The 20,109-nt window shown below is 34.0% G+C and carries 19 protein-coding genes and 1 tRNA gene; 5 read left to right on the top strand and 15 right to left on the bottom strand.

Annotated elements, in window-relative coordinates:
- Nucleotides 1-410: 410 nt before the first annotated feature.
- From ftsH to ADH81_RS00265, 15 genes are all read right to left on the bottom strand, one after another.
- Nucleotides 411-2,369, bottom strand: coding sequence for an ATP-dependent zinc metalloprotease FtsH (gene ftsH / locus ADH81_RS00335; protein ID WP_049525683.1), 1,959 nt, complete (start codon nt 2,367-2,369; stop codon nt 411-413).
- Between the two features lie 16 nt (nt 2,370-2,385).
- Complete coding sequence (gene hpt, locus ADH81_RS00330) at nt 2,386-2,928, bottom strand: hypoxanthine phosphoribosyltransferase (RefSeq protein WP_049525681.1); 543 nt, start codon at nt 2,926-2,928, stop codon at nt 2,386-2,388.
- A gap of 4 nt (nt 2,929-2,932) precedes the next feature.
- A complete protein-coding gene (gene tilS / locus ADH81_RS00325) occupies nt 2,933-4,210 on the bottom strand; it encodes a tRNA lysidine(34) synthetase TilS (protein ID WP_049525679.1) in 1,278 nt (425 codons plus the stop codon).
- Nucleotides 4,207-5,475, bottom strand: coding sequence for a serine hydrolase (locus ADH81_RS00320; protein WP_049525678.1), 1,269 nt, complete (start codon nt 5,473-5,475; stop codon nt 4,207-4,209). The genes tilS and ADH81_RS00320 overlap by 4 nt, the downstream gene beginning before the upstream one ends.
- Nucleotides 5,468-5,590 (bottom strand): SP_0009 family protein, encoded by a 123-nt coding sequence (locus ADH81_RS11505; RefSeq protein ID WP_049525677.1) that lies wholly within the window; start codon nt 5,588-5,590, stop codon nt 5,468-5,470. The genes ADH81_RS00320 and ADH81_RS11505 overlap by 8 nt, the downstream gene beginning before the upstream one ends.
- A gap of 6 nt (nt 5,591-5,596) precedes the next feature.
- A complete protein-coding gene (locus tag ADH81_RS00310; RefSeq protein WP_000277028.1) occupies nt 5,597-5,965 on the bottom strand; it encodes a septum formation initiator family protein in 369 nt (122 codons plus the stop codon).
- Nucleotides 5,958-6,224: an RNA-binding S4 domain-containing protein gene (locus ADH81_RS00305; protein ID WP_001234970.1), complete on the bottom strand. Its 267-nt coding sequence runs from the start codon at nt 6,222-6,224 to the stop codon at nt 5,958-5,960. The genes ADH81_RS00310 and ADH81_RS00305 overlap by 8 nt, the downstream gene beginning before the upstream one ends.
- A 63-nt stretch (nt 6,225-6,287) precedes the next feature.
- Nucleotides 6,288-9,791, bottom strand: a complete 3,504-nt coding sequence (gene mfd, locus ADH81_RS00300) for a transcription-repair coupling factor (protein WP_080979251.1) — start codon at nt 9,789-9,791, stop codon at nt 6,288-6,290.
- Nucleotides 9,784-10,353 (bottom strand): aminoacyl-tRNA hydrolase, encoded by a 570-nt coding sequence (pth, locus tag ADH81_RS00295; protein ID WP_049525674.1) that lies wholly within the window; start codon nt 10,351-10,353, stop codon nt 9,784-9,786. The genes mfd and pth overlap by 8 nt, the downstream gene beginning before the upstream one ends.
- 73 nt (nt 10,354-10,426) lie before the next feature.
- On the bottom strand, nt 10,427-11,542 hold the full coding sequence (gene ychF / locus ADH81_RS00290; RefSeq protein ID WP_049525672.1) for a redox-regulated ATPase YchF: 1,116 nt from the start codon (nt 11,540-11,542) through the stop codon (nt 10,427-10,429).
- An 85-nt stretch (nt 11,543-11,627) separates the two neighbouring features.
- Nucleotides 11,628-11,822: a DUF951 domain-containing protein gene (locus ADH81_RS00285; protein WP_000285188.1), complete on the bottom strand. Its 195-nt coding sequence runs from the start codon at nt 11,820-11,822 to the stop codon at nt 11,628-11,630.
- A gap of 66 nt (nt 11,823-11,888) precedes the next feature.
- Entirely contained in the window at nt 11,889-13,025 is a 1,137-nt protein-coding gene (gene dnaN / locus ADH81_RS00280) for a DNA polymerase III subunit beta (protein WP_049525671.1), read from the bottom strand.
- Nucleotides 13,026-13,182: 157 nt separating this feature from the next.
- On the bottom strand, nt 13,183-14,538 hold the full coding sequence (gene dnaA / locus ADH81_RS00275; RefSeq protein WP_049525669.1) for a chromosomal replication initiator protein DnaA: 1,356 nt from the start codon (nt 14,536-14,538) through the stop codon (nt 13,183-13,185).
- Between the two features lie 221 nt (nt 14,539-14,759).
- Nucleotides 14,760-15,518, bottom strand: a complete 759-nt coding sequence (locus tag ADH81_RS00270; protein WP_049508355.1) for a ParB/RepB/Spo0J family partition protein — start codon at nt 15,516-15,518, stop codon at nt 14,760-14,762.
- Between the two features lie 56 nt (nt 15,519-15,574).
- Nucleotides 15,575-16,759, bottom strand: coding sequence for a S1C family serine protease (locus ADH81_RS00265; RefSeq protein ID WP_049525667.1), 1,185 nt, complete (start codon nt 16,757-16,759; stop codon nt 15,575-15,577).
- A gap of 184 nt (nt 16,760-16,943) precedes the next feature.
- Here ADH81_RS00265 and rlmH point away from each other — a divergent pair, with 184 nt between their 5' ends.
- The 5 genes from rlmH to comE all read left to right on the top strand — a co-directional run bounded on the left by rlmH (nt 16,944) and on the right by comE (nt 19,931).
- Nucleotides 16,944-17,423 carry a 23S rRNA (pseudouridine(1915)-N(3))-methyltransferase RlmH gene (rlmH, locus tag ADH81_RS00260; protein ID WP_049525665.1) on the top strand — a complete coding sequence of 160 codons (480 nt, stop codon included), beginning with the start codon at nt 16,944-16,946 and terminating at the stop codon, nt 17,421-17,423.
- Nucleotides 17,424-17,466: 43 nt separating this feature from the next.
- Nucleotides 17,467-17,540: transfer RNA gene (locus tag ADH81_RS00255), tRNA-Arg, on the top strand.
- 165 nt (nt 17,541-17,705) lie between these two features.
- On the top strand, nt 17,706-17,840 hold the full coding sequence (locus ADH81_RS10530) for a ComC/BlpC family leader-containing pheromone/bacteriocin (protein ID WP_080979250.1): 135 nt from the start codon (nt 17,706-17,708) through the stop codon (nt 17,838-17,840).
- Nucleotides 17,841-17,862: 22 nt separating this feature from the next.
- Entirely contained in the window at nt 17,863-19,182 is a 1,320-nt protein-coding gene (gene comD, locus ADH81_RS00250) for a competence system sensor histidine kinase ComD (RefSeq protein ID WP_049525662.1), read from the top strand.
- The gene (gene comE / locus ADH81_RS00245; protein WP_049525660.1) at nt 19,179-19,931 is read left to right on the top strand and encodes a competence system response regulator transcription factor ComE; all 753 of its coding nucleotides are present in this window, start codon (nt 19,179-19,181) and stop codon (nt 19,929-19,931) included. Before comD ends, comE begins: the two co-directional genes overlap by 4 nt.
- Nucleotides 19,932-20,109: the final 178 nt, after the last annotated feature.

Genomic DNA, 20,109 nt, shown 5'->3' with positions numbered 1-20,109 from the left:
AGTTGTTATTTTCAACTCTTACTATTATACCGACTTTTTTTGCTTTGTCAACACCTTTTTTAAATTTTTTTTAGAAGTCTTGTAATATTGCCTTCAGCTCTCTGAGAAGGGCTTTGCGGCCTTTAAACCGTTCGTCTGTCCAGAGTTTCGGTTAATTTTTTTCTTACAATAATTGTTTTTTATGAAACACATATCATTTTTTGAAAACATTTCTTCATATTATTCAAGTAACTGTTGCATTCTTGTTTTCAGAAAATTTGAATCATTTCCTCTAAGAGAGCATTGACATAGGTAAACTTGTATTTTATTTTCTATATATCGAAATCTTTGATTTAAATTTGAGTTCCCTTAACTTTTTATAAAAAAACAGAGAAAACTTGTGCCTCCTCTGTTTATAGTATTTAAGATAATTAATTTTCTTCACTCATTTTTGATTTTACTTCATCATAAGATAGTGCATGTGATTCCTCTTCTACTGTTTCAGGCATCTTTCCTGTTTCGTATAGAGATTTAATTTGTGTACTATCCAATGTTTCGTATTTCAATAATGCTTCTGCAATTAGCTTGTGAGTTTCACGATTTGACTGGATAATTTCAGCAGCTTTGTTTCGTGCTTCATTCAATAATGAACGAACTTCTTCGTCAATTTCATAAGCTGTTTGTTCTGAAATTGATTTTTGAGGGGTTTGTGCACCAAACATGGCATGACTTCCTTCATATTGTACTGGACCAAGTTTTTCACTCATACCATACTCTGTAACCATTGCACGCGCCATCTGAGTAGCTTGTTCGAAGTCATTAGATGCTCCAGTTGTTTGGACGTTAAAGATAATCTCTTCAGCTACACGTCCACCCATTAAGCCAGCTAATTGTTCTTTCATATCTTCTTTAGATAGAAGCATTTGGTCTTCCTTAGGAAGTGCAATCATATATCCGCCTGCACGTCCACGTGGTACTATGGTAACTTTATGAACAACACGGGCATTTGACAATACTAGACCGACAATGGTATGTCCTGCCTCATGGTAGGCAACCAATTCACGTTCTTTTTGTGAAACAGTCTTGTCTTTCTTAGATGGTCCAGCGATAACACGATCTTCTGCCTCATCAATATCAGAAGCATCAATCACTGATTTATTGCGACGAGCTGCAACCAAAGCTGCTTCGTTCAATACATTTTCCAAATCGGCACCAACAAAACCTGGAGTTTGTTGTGCTACCAATTTTAAATCTACATCTTCAGCTAAAGGTTTATTTCTAGCATGGACTTTCAAAATTGCTTCGCGTCCCTTAACATCTGGACGACCAACTAATACTTTTCTATCAAAACGGCCTGGACGAAGTAGAGCCGGATCAAGAACATCGGAGCGGTTTGTTGCCGCAATAACAATAATTCCTTCATTTCCTTCAAAACCATCCATTTCAATCAAGAGTTGGTTTAAGGTTTGTTCTCGTTCATCATTACCTCCACCTAAACCAACACCACGTTGGCGACCAACGGCATCAATTTCATCGATGAAGATAATAGCTGGTGCTGCTTTTTTTGCATCCTCAAAGAGAGAACGTACACGGCTCGCACCGACACCGACGAACATTTCTACAAAGTCAGAACCTGAAATACTAAAGAATGGTACACCAGCTTCTCCTGCGACTGCTTTGGCAAGTAATGTCTTACCAGTTCCCGGAGGCCCCTCTAAGAGAACACCAGCTGGAATCCGGGCACCCAATTTTGTAAATCGTTTTGGATCTTTTAAGAATTCAACAACTTCAACAAGTTCTTGTTTTTCTTCTTCTGCGCCTGCGACATCTGAAAAGCGAACTTTAATATCCTCTTTGTTAGCAGCCTTAGCTTTACTACGTCCAAAGCTCATTGGATTACGTCCGCTATTTCCACCCATATTTCCCATCATAGAGAAGAGGAAGAAGAATAAGATAGCAAATGGCACTACTGAAACTAGGATGTTAATCCACATACCACTTGAACTTTCGTGTTTCACTTCAATTTCTGTTTGATGTTCACTTGCTAACTTTTGCAAATCCGCTACAGTTGTATCTGATGGGAGGACAATACTTGTAAATTTCTCTACTTTTGTAGCAGAGGGTGTAAAAAATTGAATTCCCGTTTCCTGTTTCTCTGTCTTAGCAGTTTTGTAGACACCATACACTTCAATAACACTACCACTTGGTTGGTAGGTCATTTCTTTTACATTGTCGTTAGTGATTTCCTGAACCAATTCTGAGTACTTAATTTGTTGACTATGACCAGCGGATCTGCCAGCAAAAAAGTATTGGAAGCCTGTCACTAGCAAGAAAATCATCAACAAATAAAGAAATGGATTTTTTATGAAACCATTATTTTGTTTTTGCATTCAAATACTTACCCTTCTATTTTGAGTAAACTTCCTCTTTCAATACACCTACATAAGGAAGGTTACGATAATTTTCATTATAGTCTAGTCCATAGCCTACAACAAATTCATTTGGAATTGTAAAACATGTATAATCTGCTTCGATTTCTACTTTACGACCTTCTGGTTTATCAAGCATTGTGACAATCTTAACAGAAGCTGCTTCTCTTGCAGTAAACATATCTCTCAAACTCTTCAAGGTTTGACCAGTATCAATAATATCTTCTACAAAGACAACATGTCGACCTTTAATATCTTGAGTTACGTCTTGTTTAATATTAATGACACCACTACTTACAGTCCCACCATGATAACTAGAGACCATCATAAAGTCCATTTCAAGATGTGTATCAATATATTTCACTAATTCTGCCATAAAAGGAATAGAACCTTTTAGAATTCCAACTAAAATCGGATTTTTTCCCTCATAATCTTTTGTCAACTGAGCACCCAATTTTTTAGCTGCTGCTGTAATTTCATCTTGTGAAATCAAAATTTTCTTGATATCTTTTTCTAACATGATTTTACCTATCTATTTTTTCTATATAAAGTACAGTGTTCATTATATCATTTTTCATTTTTTTACTCAAATTACTGATTTCAATTCCTAAAACTGAACAAATTTTTCCAAATTGCTCAATGATAATAGCTTTTTCTCGTTTTTCTTTAGGAATTTTTAAATCAATAAAAAGTCGTCTTAGTTTTTTACGATGACCATCTATTATCAAATAATCACCTGGCTGTCGATGCCGTAAAATCAACGATGTTTCACGAGAAACATTTATCTTTTGAACATTTTCCCCTTTTAGAGGGATTCCAAATGAAAATAAATAACCTTCATAATGAACTTGATTTTGATAGTCTAACACACAATCACTACTTTTTTCATCAGACTTTGGTCTGATTTTACAAATTTTAAAGTGTTGGTATTCTTTTACAAGTTCATAACCATTTTTTAAACGATGACGATATTGACTCTTGGTTCTTAAAATATGATGGACCTGTTGGAATTGTTCTCTTGTTACATTTAAATCAGCAAAACAACTAAGGTATTGTTGTAGTAAAACTCGCTGTGTTGATTCACTAAAAGACAAAAACTGAGTTAAATCTTCCACATTGACTGTTTGAGATAATTCAGTCAGAGCAATTTGATAGTCAGATACTTCTTTTCCAAACTCTAAAAACGCTCTCTTTACCTGAATATTTTCTTTTTCCAGTTGTGGTAAGTAAATATTACGAACTCGATTGCGAAAATAATGATTTTCTTTATTCGTCCTATCTTCAAAATGCTCAACTTCAGGAAAATCCCTCTTATAAAAAGACAGCAAAGGACGAATTAATTCTCTCTTATCAAACTCTTGTCTTTCTCTAATAGCTGATAAATGTTGTAATCTAACACCCCTAATCATTCGCATAAAAATCGTCTCAGCCTGATCATCTGCATGATGAGCTGTTACAAGAGCTGTAGATGACGTTTTCTCCATTACTTCTCTAAAAAAATCATAGCGAAATTGACGAGCATTTGCTTCTGAAAAATCTCCAGTAAAATGAGCTACGTAAATTGGAACTCCAACTTGTTCAGCTAGTTTTATTAATTCATATTCCTCATTATCCGATTCTAATCGTTGTTTATGGTTCACATGAGCTAAAAACAAATCAATCCCGAGTTCTTCTTGATAAGTTGATAGGAGGTGAAAGAGAAACATCGAATCCAATCCACCAGACAAGGCTAGTACAACTCGTGAATGATCTTTAAAATAACCTTTTTCTAGAAAATGATTTAAAAAATCTTGGTCTCTCATTTTAGGACCTCATAGACATCCTTAGCAATTTTAGAAATGGTATCATAATCAGAATTTTTGGTAAAGATTGAAATAATGAAAGGAGAATCTGTATAGACTATTCCTACATCGTGTTTAAATTCATCTGCATCCCCAATTTTATGGGCTACCTTAGCAGAAATATTCTTAGCAATCCGCTGATTATCAAAAGCTGTTTGCGATAGAGATTCTAAAACAAAACCATTTTGATTGTAAATAGATTCCATAACTTGACCAGCCATTCTAGCTGAAGCCAACTTATCTGTCACATCCCACTCTTCACCTGCGATAGTAGCCATTTCTTTTTTAAAGGTTTCATCTGATTTATTCGTAATATAATAAGCAAGAATATTATGAGCTACATTGTCAGATTCTTTCGCTGTCTTTGTAATTAAATCTTTGAGAGTGTACTCTTTATTGTCCGCGGTTTTAGGGAGACTTCCACTTCCTTCAGGTTTATAAGAACCAGAGAAATCATTTACTTCAGAAATGTACTTCAATTTCGTGTCAAGTTGGTAATCACCTTGATTGATTTTTTCTTGAACATAATAAAGATAAGGCAATTTCATAACACTAGCAGCGTACATTTTTTGATCTTCATTAATTCCAGCTTCCTTACCCGTGCTTAATTGTTTAACATAAATAGAAAACTGTTCATTTTGATAATTCGCAGATAACAACTCTTGAACTTTCTGGATACGATTGTCATCGTTGGAAATGTAATCCGTCGAAATCCAACCAATTTGTTTGATATGTAAAAATTCATGACCACCAGCAAAAATAGACATATCTACTTCAACCTCTTGATAAGCTGCTAAAGTAGACTTTAATTCTTGTTGATCATAAGGACTATTATAAACGACAAATCCTGGTTCTAACCATACTCGTTTAGAAAAATCGTTTACGATGGAACTATCGTATAAAAGTCGTTTATCAGCCATCACAAATTGATTATTTGACAATTTAAAGACAGGCTGTCCTTGTTTATTTAATCTCCATTCTAAAACAGATAATTTTGTATCTGCATTGACTTTTCCTGATTCTTTAATCAAATCTTCTGTAGAATAAACAGACGTTTCACCATAAAATTTTGGAGATTCTATAACATCTTGATAGTAAAAATGATACGAAGCGTGGGTTAAGGAATAAACTTCTTGGTTTGGAATGATAACTGGATTCTCAGTGCTTACTACTTGGACACTTTTTAAAAAAATAGGAAGTAGTAATATCACTAAAAATTTACGCATTCTTTTTTTCCTCTTCTTCTTGTAGCCGTAACAGATGATTTTTTTGAGTTAACTCTTCTAATTTTTCATCTGATTGACTTAAAAACTTTTCTACAATATCTAATAAATTTTCCATTTTACATTACCTAGGAAGTAAGTCTGGAATAGTATAAACTTCCTCCCATGATTTTGAATAGTAATATTTTGCACGCAAATACTTGGCTGCGTATGTTTCATCCTTTAATTTGGTTGCAAGATTCGATTCTTTATCTTTTTCATCGCTCAATTCTTGATACTGTTTTTTCAGATCGGCTAACTGTTGGCGACGTTCGAGTAGTTGCTGATAACTTTGAGTCAAATTATAGGTTGGTAGGATGAACAACAACATAATCAAAATCAAAACCCAGCCCATAAAACGATTTCGTCTTTGTCGTTCTTCCATCAAGTATTTACGACGTTGGTGTTCATTTTGAATAAAAGAATTATTCATTTGTACAATTTTTTTATACATCGTTTTCTACCCTTGTTTCGCTGATAATTTCATACATACCTGCAGCATCTTCTTTTTTAGTGCTATCTTTCATTTCTAACACTTTTACGAGCAACAATTTATTTCCAAAACGAATTTCAACTTGGTCATTGATTTTTAAATCTGTAGAACTCTTAGCAAGAATACCATTTACCTTGATACGTCCCTTATCTGCAACTTCTTTAGCTACTGTACGACGCTTAATAATTCTTGATACTTTTAAATATTTATCTAATCTCATTTTTATTACCTCAAATTATTATTGTACCATTTTTATCCCTTTTATAGAAGAAAAATGTTTTACCTAATTCGACTCTTTTGAATCTTTTATATTTGCTAATGATTCTCCAAAAGTTAAAAGACCTTCTAAAATCTCATAATCCTTTTTATTACGAATATCAAAAACAACTTCGATTAAACCTTGATTTTCTGAAATATTTGCCTTCAAACTTGTCTGAGAAAGAGCCTGGAAATAATCTTGTGTTAAAAATAGTTGTTGCGATATTTTTTCAAACTGAATGACAAGCTTATTATTCTTTCTTTCTACACGGTTGACAAATACTTTGTCAAGATATGCTTTGGCTAATCCAATTTCTAAAAGATAAGCAACCACATCTGGATATTCTCCAAAACGATCGATCAACTCATCTTGTAATTCTTCATAGTTGACACGATTGTCAATCTGACGAATTCTCTTGTAAATTTCAATTTTATGTCGTTCATCTGAAATATACTCATCTGGAAGATAAGCATCAATTTGTAGAATTAACTCAGCATTTCCTTTTTCACGCTTTTTGTCAGTTCCATTTTTCTTAGCAATTGCTTCTTCTAACAACTGAGAGTACAACTCAAAACCAACAGAATCGATAAATCCAGACTGAGAGCTTCCTAAAAGATTCCCAGCTCCACGAATGGATAAATCACGCATAGCAATTTTGAAACCAGAACCCAGTTCAGTGAAACCTTTGATAGCTTCTAATCTCTTCTCAGAAACTTCTGTCAAAGTTTTATCTGGACGATACATGAGATAAGCATAAGCAATTCGATTACTACGACCAACACGACCTCTTAATTGATACAAGGTTGACAAACCCATATGATCTGCATTTTCTATAAACAAGGTATTAGCATTTGGAATGTCTACACCTGTTTCAATGATTGTTGTAGTTACTAAAATATCATATTGTCCTTCAATGAAATCAAGAAGTGTATTTTCTAAGCGCACTTCACTCATTTGACCATGAACAAAACCAATAGAAGCTTCTGGAATAAGTTCTTGTAACTCTGAAACCTTCTTTTCAATAGTGTCAACTTTGTTGTAAAGATAGTAAACTTGACCACCACGATCCATTTCTCTCAATACAGCATCACGAATCACACGATCATTCTGTTCAAGGACATAGGTTTGTACAGGATATCGATTGGTTGGAGGAGTTTCGATGACTGATAAATCTCGGATACCTAACATAGACATATGAAGAGTTCGAGGAATTGGTGTAGCTGTCAAGGTTAAGACATCAACCTTCTTTTTTAATTCCTTCAAAGCTTCCTTATGCTTAACACCAAAACGTTGCTCTTCATCAATAATCATCAACCCCAAATCAGCAAACTCAACATCTTTAGACAAGACTCTATGGGTCCCTATCAAGATGTCTACTTGACCTTTTTTTAATTTCTCAAGTGTTTCAGTCTGTTCTTTTTTACTTCTGAAACGACTCAAAACATCTACGTTGACAGCAAATTGTTCAAATCTTTCCTTAAAATTACTGTAATGTTGCTGAGCAAGAACAGTTGTTGGCACTAAAACGACAACCTGTTTATGATCATTGACAGCCTTAAATGCAGCTCGCATAGCAACTTCTGTCTTACCAAAACCAACATCTCCAACTAATAGTCGGTCCATCGGTTGAGGAGCCTGCATATCTTTTTTTATTTCTTCGATACTTCGAAGTTGGTCCTCAGTCTCTACATATGGGAAAGCTTCGTCAAAAGCGTTTTGGTCTTCATCATCTTTTGAAAATGCAAAACCTTTAAGTTGACTTCTCTCTGCATATAACTTAATTAAATCATCTGCAATATCTTCAACTTGACTCTTTACTTTTTGCTTCGCTTTTTTAAAACGTCCATCATTTAGTTTATTTAACTTTGGAGCTTTTCCATCACTTGAAACATATTTAGATAAGGTTTGAATTTGTTCTACAGGAATAGAAATACGATCACCATTTTGATATAGGACACTTACGTAGTCTCGATGAATTCCTTTGATTTCAATCGTTTCAATCCCTAAATATTGACCAATACCATGGATTTGATGAACAACATAGTCTCCTTTTTGGAGTTCATTATAATCCTTTAATCGTTCAGAGTTACTGATATTTTGTCTTCGATACTTGCGTTTAATCTTCTTTTTAAAAATTTCATATTCAGTAATAAATATAAGATTCTCATCTACAAAATGAAACCCATGTCGCAGATTTCCTTCAATAAGATTGACAGTTCCTTTACAGATTTCACTTTCATTACTATTATCAACTTTAATATCGTATTCATCAAGAATCGTTGACAGTTTCTTTAGTTCAGTTTTACTACTTGATTGAAGAACAATCGTATACTTTAATTTTATGTAACGTTCAATTTCTTCTTTCAGAAAAGAAAACTGATTAAAGAACTCTTGCATAGGATATTGATTGAACTGGTACAGATTATTAAATTTCAAATTTCCAAGGCCTTTTTGAAAATTTGAAAAGAAAGTCGCTGGTACATATTTTTTAAACTGACTTTCTACATCAGCAAAATATTGTAAACTTGATACTGCTTTACTATTATGTAAATCTTCTGTAAAGTAGCTAGCTGTTTCCTTATCAAAAGCATCGTACTGGTTCATGATTTTTTGAAAATCGTCAAATATAACAGGAACTTGATTCAAATAGTCTATCAAGGTCCACTGTTTTTTATAAAATACAGACAAAAACTTGCGAATATCTACATGAAGAACTTGCTCTTTCGTACAACTAAAAACTTCTTCTAGGTAAGACTTTAAAGTTGGAGAAAGTGCCTTATCAATCTCATGTTCTAAAAATTTCTGACCACGATGATAATCTTCATTCGTTAACAAAATATCACTAGCTGGATAGATTAGTACTTGAGTTTGACTATCTTTTGATAATTGAGTTTCAGTATCAAATTCTCTAATGCCATCAATCTCATCACCGAAAAATTCAATCCGATAAGGACATATTTGAGAGGTTTCAAATATGTCTAGAATATCTCCACGAAGGCTAAATTCTCCCTGACTTTGAACTTGTGTAACTTTCTTATAACCAAGAGAAATCAAGTGATTTTTTAATTCTCTTTGTTCGCATTCTTGCCCCACTTGAAGTTCTAAGATACTATCATCAAAAACTTGAGGATTCGGCAAGAATACTCGACTAGCTGCGACGTTACAAACTAAAATCCCTCTTTGAGACTCATCTCTTAGAAAACGCAAAGCTTCAACCCGAGAAAAAATCTTTTCCTGAGATGATACCAAAAATTCAACCATTGGTGAATCATCTACTAGAAATGGATAAACAAGATCAGAACCTAATATGGAGATTAGATCATTAATCAGACGCTCAGCTTCTCCATATGTGGAAGTCATCACTAAAACCTTATCCTGACTCTTCAGACTACTAGCAATCGCTAACGATTTTGCTGAGCCAGAAAGACCTAGTAATAATTGTCTTTGTTTCTGTGGTAAGTTCTCATGCCAAGATAGGATTTGTTTATTCTCTAAAAAGAAATCGATTAATGCCATTTCCTTACCCATTATATTTCTGCATCGTCTTTTCAAAGTTTTTTTCTTGTAAATAATAATTTACAGCATCGTAAACCTTGTCAATTGACTGTAAAATGCCAATATAATCTTCTTGATCAAACTTACTCAAAACATGGTGAACAACAGAAATTCCTTTTTTAGGTCTACCAATACCAATCTTTACACGATTGAAAACCTGTGTACCGATATGTTGAATAATCGACTTAATTCCATTATGACCACCAGCTGATCCTTTAGCACGAAGACGAACTTTTCCGACTTCCATGTCAAGATCATCGTAAATAATCAGTAAATCTTCAATATCTAAACCATAGTAGGTTAACAATGCATGAACAGCTTTTCCACTTTCATTCATAAAAGTCGTCGGTTTCACCAGATAAATTTTTTCACCGTTAAGAAAAAATGAGGCTAACTCAGCTTGGAATATCTTATCGTGTGTAAAGGTAACATTCTGTTTTTTGGCTAGTTGGTCAATCAGCATAAAGCCAACATTGTGTTTGGTTTCAAAATATTTATCCCCTGGATTTCCCAATCCTACAAGTAATTTGGTCATTTATTTTTCCTTTCAAAAGCCAAAAGGGTTGGAATCTTTTTCCAACCTAATTGACACTATTTATTAAATGTTATTAAACGTTAAAGCGGAATTCCATGATATCGCCATCTTGAACGATATATTCTTTTCCTTCTTCACGCAAACGTCCAGCTTCTTTTACAGCCTTTTCAGAACCGTATTTTACCAAATCGTCATAAGACATGGTCACTGCACGAATAAATCCTTTTTCAAAGTCTGAGTGGATGATACCAGCAGCTTGAGGAGCTTTCATGCCACGTTTAAAGGTCCAAGCACGAACCTCTTTTTCACCAGCTGTGAAGTAAGTTCCAAGTCCTAGTAGGTGATAAGCAGCTCGAGTCAACTTATCCACACCTGATTCTGTCAAACCAATAGCTTCAAGAAACTCTTTTTTATCTTCATCGTCTAACTCAGAAATTTCTTCTTCAGCACGCGCAGAGATAACCACTACCTCTGCATTTTCTGTTGCTGCGAATTCACGAATTTGTTTCACATAATCGATAGATTCTGGGTCTCCAACCACATCCTCATCAACGTTAGCTACATAAAGAACTGGTTTCGTGGTCAAAAGGAAAAGACCTTTGACTACTTTTTGCTCTTCATCTGTAAATTCAATGGTACGTGCTGATTTTCCATCTTCAAGAACAGGTTTAATCTTTTGGAGAACGTTAAATTCTGCAACTGATTCCTTGTCTTTTTGCGTACGCGCCATTTTTTCTACACGCGCATAGCGTTTATTGACTGATTCTAAATCAGCAAGAATCAACTCTAAGTTAATAGTATCAATATCTGCTAGCGGATCAACAAAGGCATCTTCACGACCTTGCTCACGCATAACATTTTCATCATCAAAAGCACGAACCACATGAACAATCGCATCAACTTCACGGATGTTGGCCAAGAATTTATTCCCAAGACCTTCTCCTCTTGATGCTCCTTTTACAATCCCTGCAATATCTGTAAATTCAAAGGTTGTTGGAACTGTCTTTTTAGGAGTAATCATTTCCGTCAATTTTTGGAGGCGTTTATCTGGAACTTCTACCATTCCAACGTTTGGATCAATGGTTGCAAATGGATAGTTTGCAGCCTCTGCTCCTGCTTTTGTAATTGCATTAAATAGGGTTGATTTACCAACGTTTGGTAAACCTACAATACCTGCTGTTAAAGCCATAGTTTCTCATTCTCCGTTCACATTTCAATCTTCAATATTATAACACAAAAAGGGAAAACTTGCTAACCCTCTTACTATGGGGTTCCTAGTCGATGATTTTGTTCATTTTTCTTTCAAAATCATAGCGACTCATCATGACCACATGATCACAATTGCTACATTTTATTTTGATATCTGCACCAACACGGGTAATTTCCCAACGATTGGCTTTTTTACCTGTTGATTTGATTGTACAAGCGTGTGGTTTTTTCATTTCAACAAAATTTCCAACTTGATACATAGTTAATCTCCTTTTTCTTTTTCGATTATATCATAAAAGAGGCGAGCTAGGCTCAACCTCTTTCCATTAATTTGTGCGAACTGGCGTGATGAGCTGCATGAAATCTTCATCTGTATCAGCTGGAACTAGAGTAAATGGACGAACTGCTGAAATAAAGCTGATTGTAACTTTTTCGCTATTCAAAGCTTTTAGTGCTTCAATCAAATAAGTTGGGTTGAAACTAATCGTCAAATCAGCACCACTTACATTTTCAGTGTCAATTTCTTCGTTTACTTTCCCTACTTCTGGAGAATGAACATGAGCACTTACAACTCCTTCTTTGATTTCTAATTTAACAGTACCATTTTGTGTCGCACTTGATAAGAGTCGAGCACGTTCCATAGACTGGCGTAGTTTAGCAACGTCAAAAGTCACTGTTGTATTGAAATCTGTTGGAATCAATCGATCGGTATCTGGATAATTTCCTTCTAAGAGACGTGTGTAGAAGCTAATATTTTCACTTCTAAAGAGAATTTGATTATTGGCGAAGAAAATCTCTACTGTTTCGATATCATCCGTAAAAACAGCTGAAAATTCGCGTAGCGAACGACTTGGGATGACAACATCAAAATCATCGCTATTTTTTTCAAGTGTCAATTTTTTCTGACTGAGACGGTGAGAATCTGTCGCAACTGTTTTTAATTCTTTGTGGTTGCTTAAAACAAAGTGGACACCTGTCAAAATAGGACGGCTTTCTTGGGTACTAGCTGCAAAAGCTGTTTCATTGATAATCTTTTTAAGAAGTTTTGTTTCAAGAACTAAAGGATTGCTTGCAGAAATTTCCTGAATACGTGGATATTGCTCACTATCTTTTCCTTTAAGAGTAATCTCTGATTTTCCACTAGTTAAGACAATTTGCTTTTGCTCAATCTCTTTAAAATCAAGTGTTACATCTGGAAGACTTGAAACAACATTGATAAAGAAAGAAGCTTCCAGTAGAACTGAACCTAAAGAGTTAATCAAGAGACCTGCATTTTCATTTTTTTGCGAGATAAAATTTTCGATTGAGATTTGACCATTTGATCCAATCAAGGTAATTCCTTCATTGGTAACATCAATTTTTATAGTCGATAAAATAGGAATTGCATTCTTTGAGCTAATAGCTCTCTTTGTTGTATTTAAAGCTTGTAAAAATAAGTTTTTATTAATTGAAAAATGAATCATGGATTCTCCTTTATTCTTTTTATTATTAGAAGGATAATAGTAATAATAGAGCGTGTGAAATCTGTGGAAAAACACTTGTAATCAAGAAAACTCAAGGACAGAGCCTTGTTTGAAAGATGTGGATAAATAAGAGTCTTTTTAAAAAGTTATCCACAAGTTATTTAATTTTCTTTTTGATGTTTTCAATTTCTATACGTAAATTATCATCTGTTTCAAGCATGGATTTGATTTTTCCATGAGCGTGAATGACTGTTGTGTGGTCTTTACCACCAAACTCTTTTCCAATCTTAGGAAGGCTATTATCAGTCATTTCTCTGGCTAGATACATGGCAACTTGACGGGCTAAAACGATATTTTGAACACGTCTAGTTCCTTTCATTTCCTTGACACTAACACCATAGAAGTTTCCAACTTCTGTCTGGATTTTATCAATTGGAATCACGATCATTTTGCTAACGTCTTGTTTACGAGCACGAATAGCTTCAGCTGCAATGTCAACTGTGATATCGTTAATCTTTTTGACTTTGGCCATTAGGCTGATATCGTTGAGTGCTCCCTCGAGTTCTCGCACGTTAGAGTCAAACTGTCCAGCCAAATATTCGAGTGTATCATTCTGAAAATGATAGTTGAGATGTTCAGTCTTACTCTGTAAAATAGCAATACGTGTTTCAAAATCAGGTGGTGTGATATCTGTCGTTAATCCCCACGAGAAGCGCGTGACCAGACGTTCAGGTAGACTCTCTAAATGTTCAGGCCTACGATCGCTCGTCAAAACAATCTGTTTATTATTATTGTGAAGGGCATTAAATGTATTGAAGAACTCTTCCTGAGTTTGTACTTTCTTTCCACTAAGTGATTGAATATCATCAATGAGTAGGAGGTCTAAACTACGGTAAGTTTTCTTGAATTTTTCCATATCATTAAGTCTCAAATGCTCTAGAAATTCATTAATAAAACTTTCAGCAGGTATGTATTTTACACGCGCATTTGGGCTCTTTTTTAGAATTTCATTTCCAAGGGCATTTAACAGGTGAGTTTTTCCAAGTCCAGGCCCTCCGTAGATAAATAGAGGATTGTAAGTTAATCCTGGATCTTCAGAAACAGCCAAAGCAGCAGACTTAGCCCAAACATTACCATCCCCTTGAACAAAATTATCGAAAGTATACTTTTCCTTGAGTCCAGTTTCAGAATATGGAATAGTGGATTGACTTGGTTGATAATCGTTGCCAGGTTCAGACTCGAAAGCTACTTGTGAGCTAGCTTCTTCAACTTTCGTGAAGATATAATGAGCTTTTATTTCAGTATCATAGATTTCAAAACCTGCTGCTAAAAGTATCCCATTGATATTTCGTTCCCAGAATATCTGCATTTCATCGCGGGGTAAGAAAATCGTTGCAGTATTTTCTTCAACTTTAACCAGTTTTGCGTCTAAAATATAGAAATCATAAACTGACTGAGTTAATTTATCATGTGCAAGTTCTAAAAGACGATTCCAAAATTGTTTTTCCTTCAATGATTTCCTCCTCCTTTACTATAGAATTTAAAAGGTTTATTGATAGAATCATTTTACCATAGATAAGATTATTTTTCCACAAGTTGTGGAAAACAATTAACAATGTTTTTAAATGTTATCCACAAAATGTGGATAACTAAGAAAAATTCTGAAATACTGGGCTTTTAAAAACTAAAATGCAGTGGATAACCATGTTCGTTAAGAATACTAAAATAACAGCCTTATTTCAGGCTGTTAATAAATTGTTGGTATTCATCTTGGTTATGGAAGGAAATTGAAATTTTACCACTATCTTTTTTTTGTAGCTTAATCTGAACATCTAATCCGAGTATTTTTTTCAATTTTTGCTCTTCGTCTTTGACAAAGTGGTCTTTTTCTTTTTTGCTGCTCTTCTTCGTTTTTTGTAGTATTTGTTCAACTTGTCGAACAGAGAGATTTTCAGTTTGAATACGATTCAAGAGTTTATCTTGTTTATCACTTGATAATTGAATGAGGAGTCTAGCATGAGCTTGAGAAAGTCTACCACTTTCAACTTCTGTCAGGATATGTTTAGGTAATCCTAACAATCGAACTAGGTTTGTAATATAAGGTCGAGATTTCCCCATTTTTTCAGCAATTTCTGTGTGGGTAAAACCTTTATCAATTAAGGATTGATATGCTTTAGCTTCCTCGATAGGATTTAAATTTTCTCGTTGGAGATTCTCAATGATAGAATGAAGCATCATATCTTGATCAGAAAGTTGCTTAACAATGACTGGAACTTCTGAAAGTCCAGCAGCAATTGAAGCACGATACCGTCTTTCTCCAGCTAGAATTTCGTATCCAAGTACTGGAGATTTTCTAACGATAATAGGCTGAATCAAGCCGTTTTCCTTAATAGATTGTGCCAGTTCTTGAATTTTTTCTTCTGAAAATTCCTTACGAGGTTGATAGGGATTTTTTTGAATATCTTTTATTTGAACAATTTTAAATTCTTCCATAATTCTACATTAACACAACTTAGATATTCTGTAAAGCAACTTTACATATCTGTAAACTACTTATCTAAATCACTAGTACTTTTATCTAATTTAATAGTTGTTGTTTCTTCCTTACCATCACGGTAGTAAGTAACAGTCATACTGTCTCCAATAGAATGACTATATAGAGCACTTTGCAATTCAGTAGTGGAAGAAATAGCTTTATCATCTATTTTTGTAATGACGTCATATTGTTGCAGATGTCCATTGGCAGGCATATTTTTTTGAACAGAACGAATAGCTACACCAGAAGTAACATTTCCAGGAAGTTTTAGTTTTTGAAGATCAGTTGTACTAAGATTTGATAAGTTAACCATGTGGATTCCAAGAGCAGGTCGAGTTACTTTTCCATCTTTTTCCAACTGCTTAATAATATTGATTACGTCGTTTGCAGGAATGGCAAAACCAAGACCTTCGACAGATGTTCCACCATTAGAGGCAATCTTACTTGATGTAATACCGATAACTTGACCTTGGATATTAATCAAAGGACCACCTGAGTTCCCAGGGTTAATAGCTGTATCTGTTTGGATAGCATTGGTTGAGATAGCTTGTCCGTCTTCAGATTTTAGAGATACATTTCTATTTAAACTTGATACAATCCCCTGTGTCACAGTATTGGCATATTCAGAACCTAGAGGACTTCCGATTGCAATAGCTGTTTCTCCAACTGTTAGTTGACTAGAATCACCAAATTCGGCTACTGTTGTGACCTTATCTGCAGCAATTTTTACAACGGCAATATCTGAATAAGTATCAGAACCCACAATTTCACCAGGGACTTTTGTGCCATCTGCTAAACGAATATCAACTTTTTTAGCGCCATTAATAACGTGAGTATTGGTTACAAGGTAGGCAGTATCCCCTTCCTTTTTATAAATGACCCCAGAACCTTCGCTGTATACTTGTTCAGCATTGGTATCTGTATCAGTTTCATCAGATCCGAGTAAACTATTTTGAGAATTTGATGAGTAAGTAATGACAGATACAACAGCATCTTTAACTTTATCGACTGCCTGTGTAGTTGAGTTTTCATTTTTTACAGCTGTTTTGCTGACAGTCGTTGTAGTTGTCGTACCACTATTTTGTTTTTGACTGAGCTGCAATGTTGTAAAAGTACCTAAAACCCCACTAAAAAAGCTAATGAGAATGACTAATAAAAGTTGTCCCAATTTTTTGGAACTAGTTTTTAAGTTTTTCATAGAAGCCTCCATGTTTTTTTATCAATGAAAGTATAAAATAGCTAACTTAATCCAAGCTTAAAAACAAAAAAGTTTTTCACAATCTGTGGATAACTTTCGAAAAACTGTGAATTTATTGAAGTTTTTCAAAATCTTATCTGTGAATAAGATGTGAAATTGAGTGTGAATATGTTAGAATAGAAGAATGAAAATTAAAGTGGTAACAGTTGGAAAACTGAAAGAAAAATATCTCAAAGATGGCATAGCAGAATACTCCAAGAGAATTTCACGCTTTGCTAATCTAGAAATGATTGAGTTGGCTGATGAAAAAACACCAGATCGGGCCAGCGAATCTGAAAATCAAAAGATTTTGGAGTTGGAAGGGAATCGCATTCTTGCTAAAGTAGGGGGACGTGATTTTGTAGTTGTTTTAGCTATTGAAGGAACAACTTTTTCTTCTGAAGAGTTCAGTAAGCAGCTTGAAAGAGCTTCTATCAATGGATTTTCAACAATCACTTTTATCATTGGTGGGAGTTTAGGACTATCTCCAGAGGTGAAAAAGAGAGCCAATCTCTCTGTTAGTTTTGGTAGATTGACGCTTCCTCATCAACTAATGAGATTAGTCTTAGTAGAACAAATTTATAGAGCGTTTTCGATTCAACAGGGCTCTCCCTATCATAAATAGATGATTGACTAAGCTAGCTTTTTTTGATAAGATAGATTAGTAAGGTCTCATAGCTCAGCTGGATAGAGCATTCGCCTTCTAAGCGAACGGTCGCAGGTTCGAATCCTGCTGGGATCAGTGTTAAATCGTAAGCTGGGAAAAAATCCCAGCTTTTTTTGTAAAAATTTGACATTTCAGAATAAAATTTGAGCATTTGAGAAATAATTCTCTATAGGTATCGTAGATTTTATATAATATTTTTGTAAGTTAATTTACAAGAAAAACATTATAGGAGTTTATATTATGAAAAAGAATACAGATTTTGCTCAAATGAAAGATTTCCAAGAATTGAACGAAAAAGAACTGCAGGAAATTAGAGGTGGGGAATGGAGACCTATGTATACAATAAATAATTTTCTTTTTTCAAAAAGTAAGTAAGTAAAAATAAAGGTGGGAAATAATGGATTTATTCGGATTAGTAATTGCTATTGTTTATGTTTTTATTATTAGTAAAATTCATGAATGGGTTTGTAAAGCAACTAGAAAAGACCAATATTTTTTTAGTCTTTATATCTTTCTACTACCATTAGTATTAGAAGTAACTCTCCATTTCTTGAACTTAGATAGTTTTGGTTTGTCTAAATTTTTATTTCCTTTCCTCCTATTTGGTTACTTTGTTGGATTTAAGAAGTATGAGAAATCTAAGGGAATTTTTATCAGTCTATTATTTTCTCTTTTATATAATAGTACTAATAACTTTTTATCAGTAACCTTATCATCTATTACAGGAGATGAGTTTGCATTGAAGTATAACAATTATTTTTCTCTATTTATCCTGATCTTAACTTATTTGGTTATTAAAGTTGTTGTTTCTTATTTCCATCTCGAATTTAAATATTTTGATAAAGACTATCTATATCCTTTTCTGAAGAAAGTGCTCTTTACATTTATTTTTCTACACGTTGTCTCTTTCACTTCAGATATTGTGAGTACGATTCGTCACTTAAATGGTTTTGGAAGTATTTTATCATCCATTGTTTTTGTTGGCCTACTTTTGACCTTTTTCTCCATGAATTCTCACAAAGTTCAGATAGAAAAAGAAATTGAATTGGAACAAAAGAAGTTTGAGCAAAAACACTTGCAAACTTACACGGATGAGATTGTTTCCTTATATAATGAAATTCGTGGTTTTCGTCATGACTATACAGGAATGCTTGTCAGCTTAAGAATGGCGATCGAAAGTAAAGATTTACAAGAAATTAACAGAGTTTACAGTGAAGTTCTTGTCAAAGCAAATCAAAAATTACGTTCAGATAAGTATACCTATTTCGATTTGAACAATATTGAGGATTCAGCACTTCGTAGTTTGATTGCCCAATCTATTGTCAATGCGAAAACTAATGATGTAGAGTACACATTAGAGGTAAAAGATATTATTACACCTTTATCTATGGAATTGTTAGATTTGGTGCGCGTGATGAGCGTTCTGCTCAATAATGCTGTTGAGGGGGCAGTTGAAAGCTATCAGAAACAACTAGAGGTAGCTATTATCAAGTTGGATCTTGAAACCTTAGTTGTCATCCAAAACTCTTGTAAAAAAAGAAAGGTAAAATCCGAAGATTTATTTGAATTAGGATTTTCAACTAAAGGAAGACATAGAGGACTTGGACTTAATAATGTTAAAGAAATTTTAGGAAAATATGACAATGTTATTTTAGAAACAGAAATTGATAATGATGTATTTAAACAAGTAATTAGATTTAAGAGGGAACTGATATGAAAGTATTGATTTTAGAAGATATTATAGAACACCAAGTAAGGTTGGAAACAACTTTGAATAAAATATCTAAGGAAACAAATATTCCTATCTCCTATAAAACAACAGGAAAAGTGAGAGAGTTTATGGAATATGTAGAGCATGATGAAGTTAATCAGCTTTATTTTCTAGATATTGATATCAATGGGATTGAGAGAAAAGGATTTGAGGTTGCTCAATTTATTCGTCACCGCAATCCTTATGCCATTATTGTTTTTATTACAAGTCGATCTGAATTTGCTACCTTGACTTATAAATACAAAGTTTCAGCATTGGATTTCATTGATAAAGAAACCAGTGATCAAGTTTTTAAAAATAGAGTTGCCGACTGTGTGCTTTACACTAAAACTACTTTACTTGAAAACCAATCAGTCGTTGATTATTTTGATTATAGTTATAAAGGAAATGATCTTTGTATTCCTTATCATGATATTCTCTACATTGAGACAACTGGAACTTCTCATAAATTACGAATTGTAGGTAAGAATTTTGCAAAAGAATTCTACGGAACAATGACAGATATTCAAGAAAAGGATAAGGAAACCCAACGTTTTTATCTAGCTCACAAGTCATTTTTAGTCAATATCGGTAATGTGAGAGAAATTGATCGTAAAAAAATGGAAGTTGTATTTTATGAAGATCATCGTTGTCCTATCTCTCGCCTAAAAACTAAAAAATTGAGAGAACTAATGTCTAAAAACCAAAAAAAGTAATTGACAATTTTTGATAAATTGATATAATGGTTATATCTGCTACAGGTAGAGGGTCCGTTGGTTAAGAAATCGTCTTTTCATAGCGGTAACACGGGTTCGAATTCCGTACGGACTATTTAATCCGCCATAGCTCAGTTGGTAGTAGCGCATGACTGTTAATCATGATGTCGTAGGTTCG

Source organism: Streptococcus pseudopneumoniae (genome assembly GCF_001072925.1).
Lineage (GTDB): Bacteria > Bacillota > Bacilli > Lactobacillales > Streptococcaceae > Streptococcus > Streptococcus pseudopneumoniae_Q.
The sequence above is the reverse complement of the archived record's forward strand: the minus strand, read 5'-3'. Positions and strand labels throughout refer to the sequence as shown.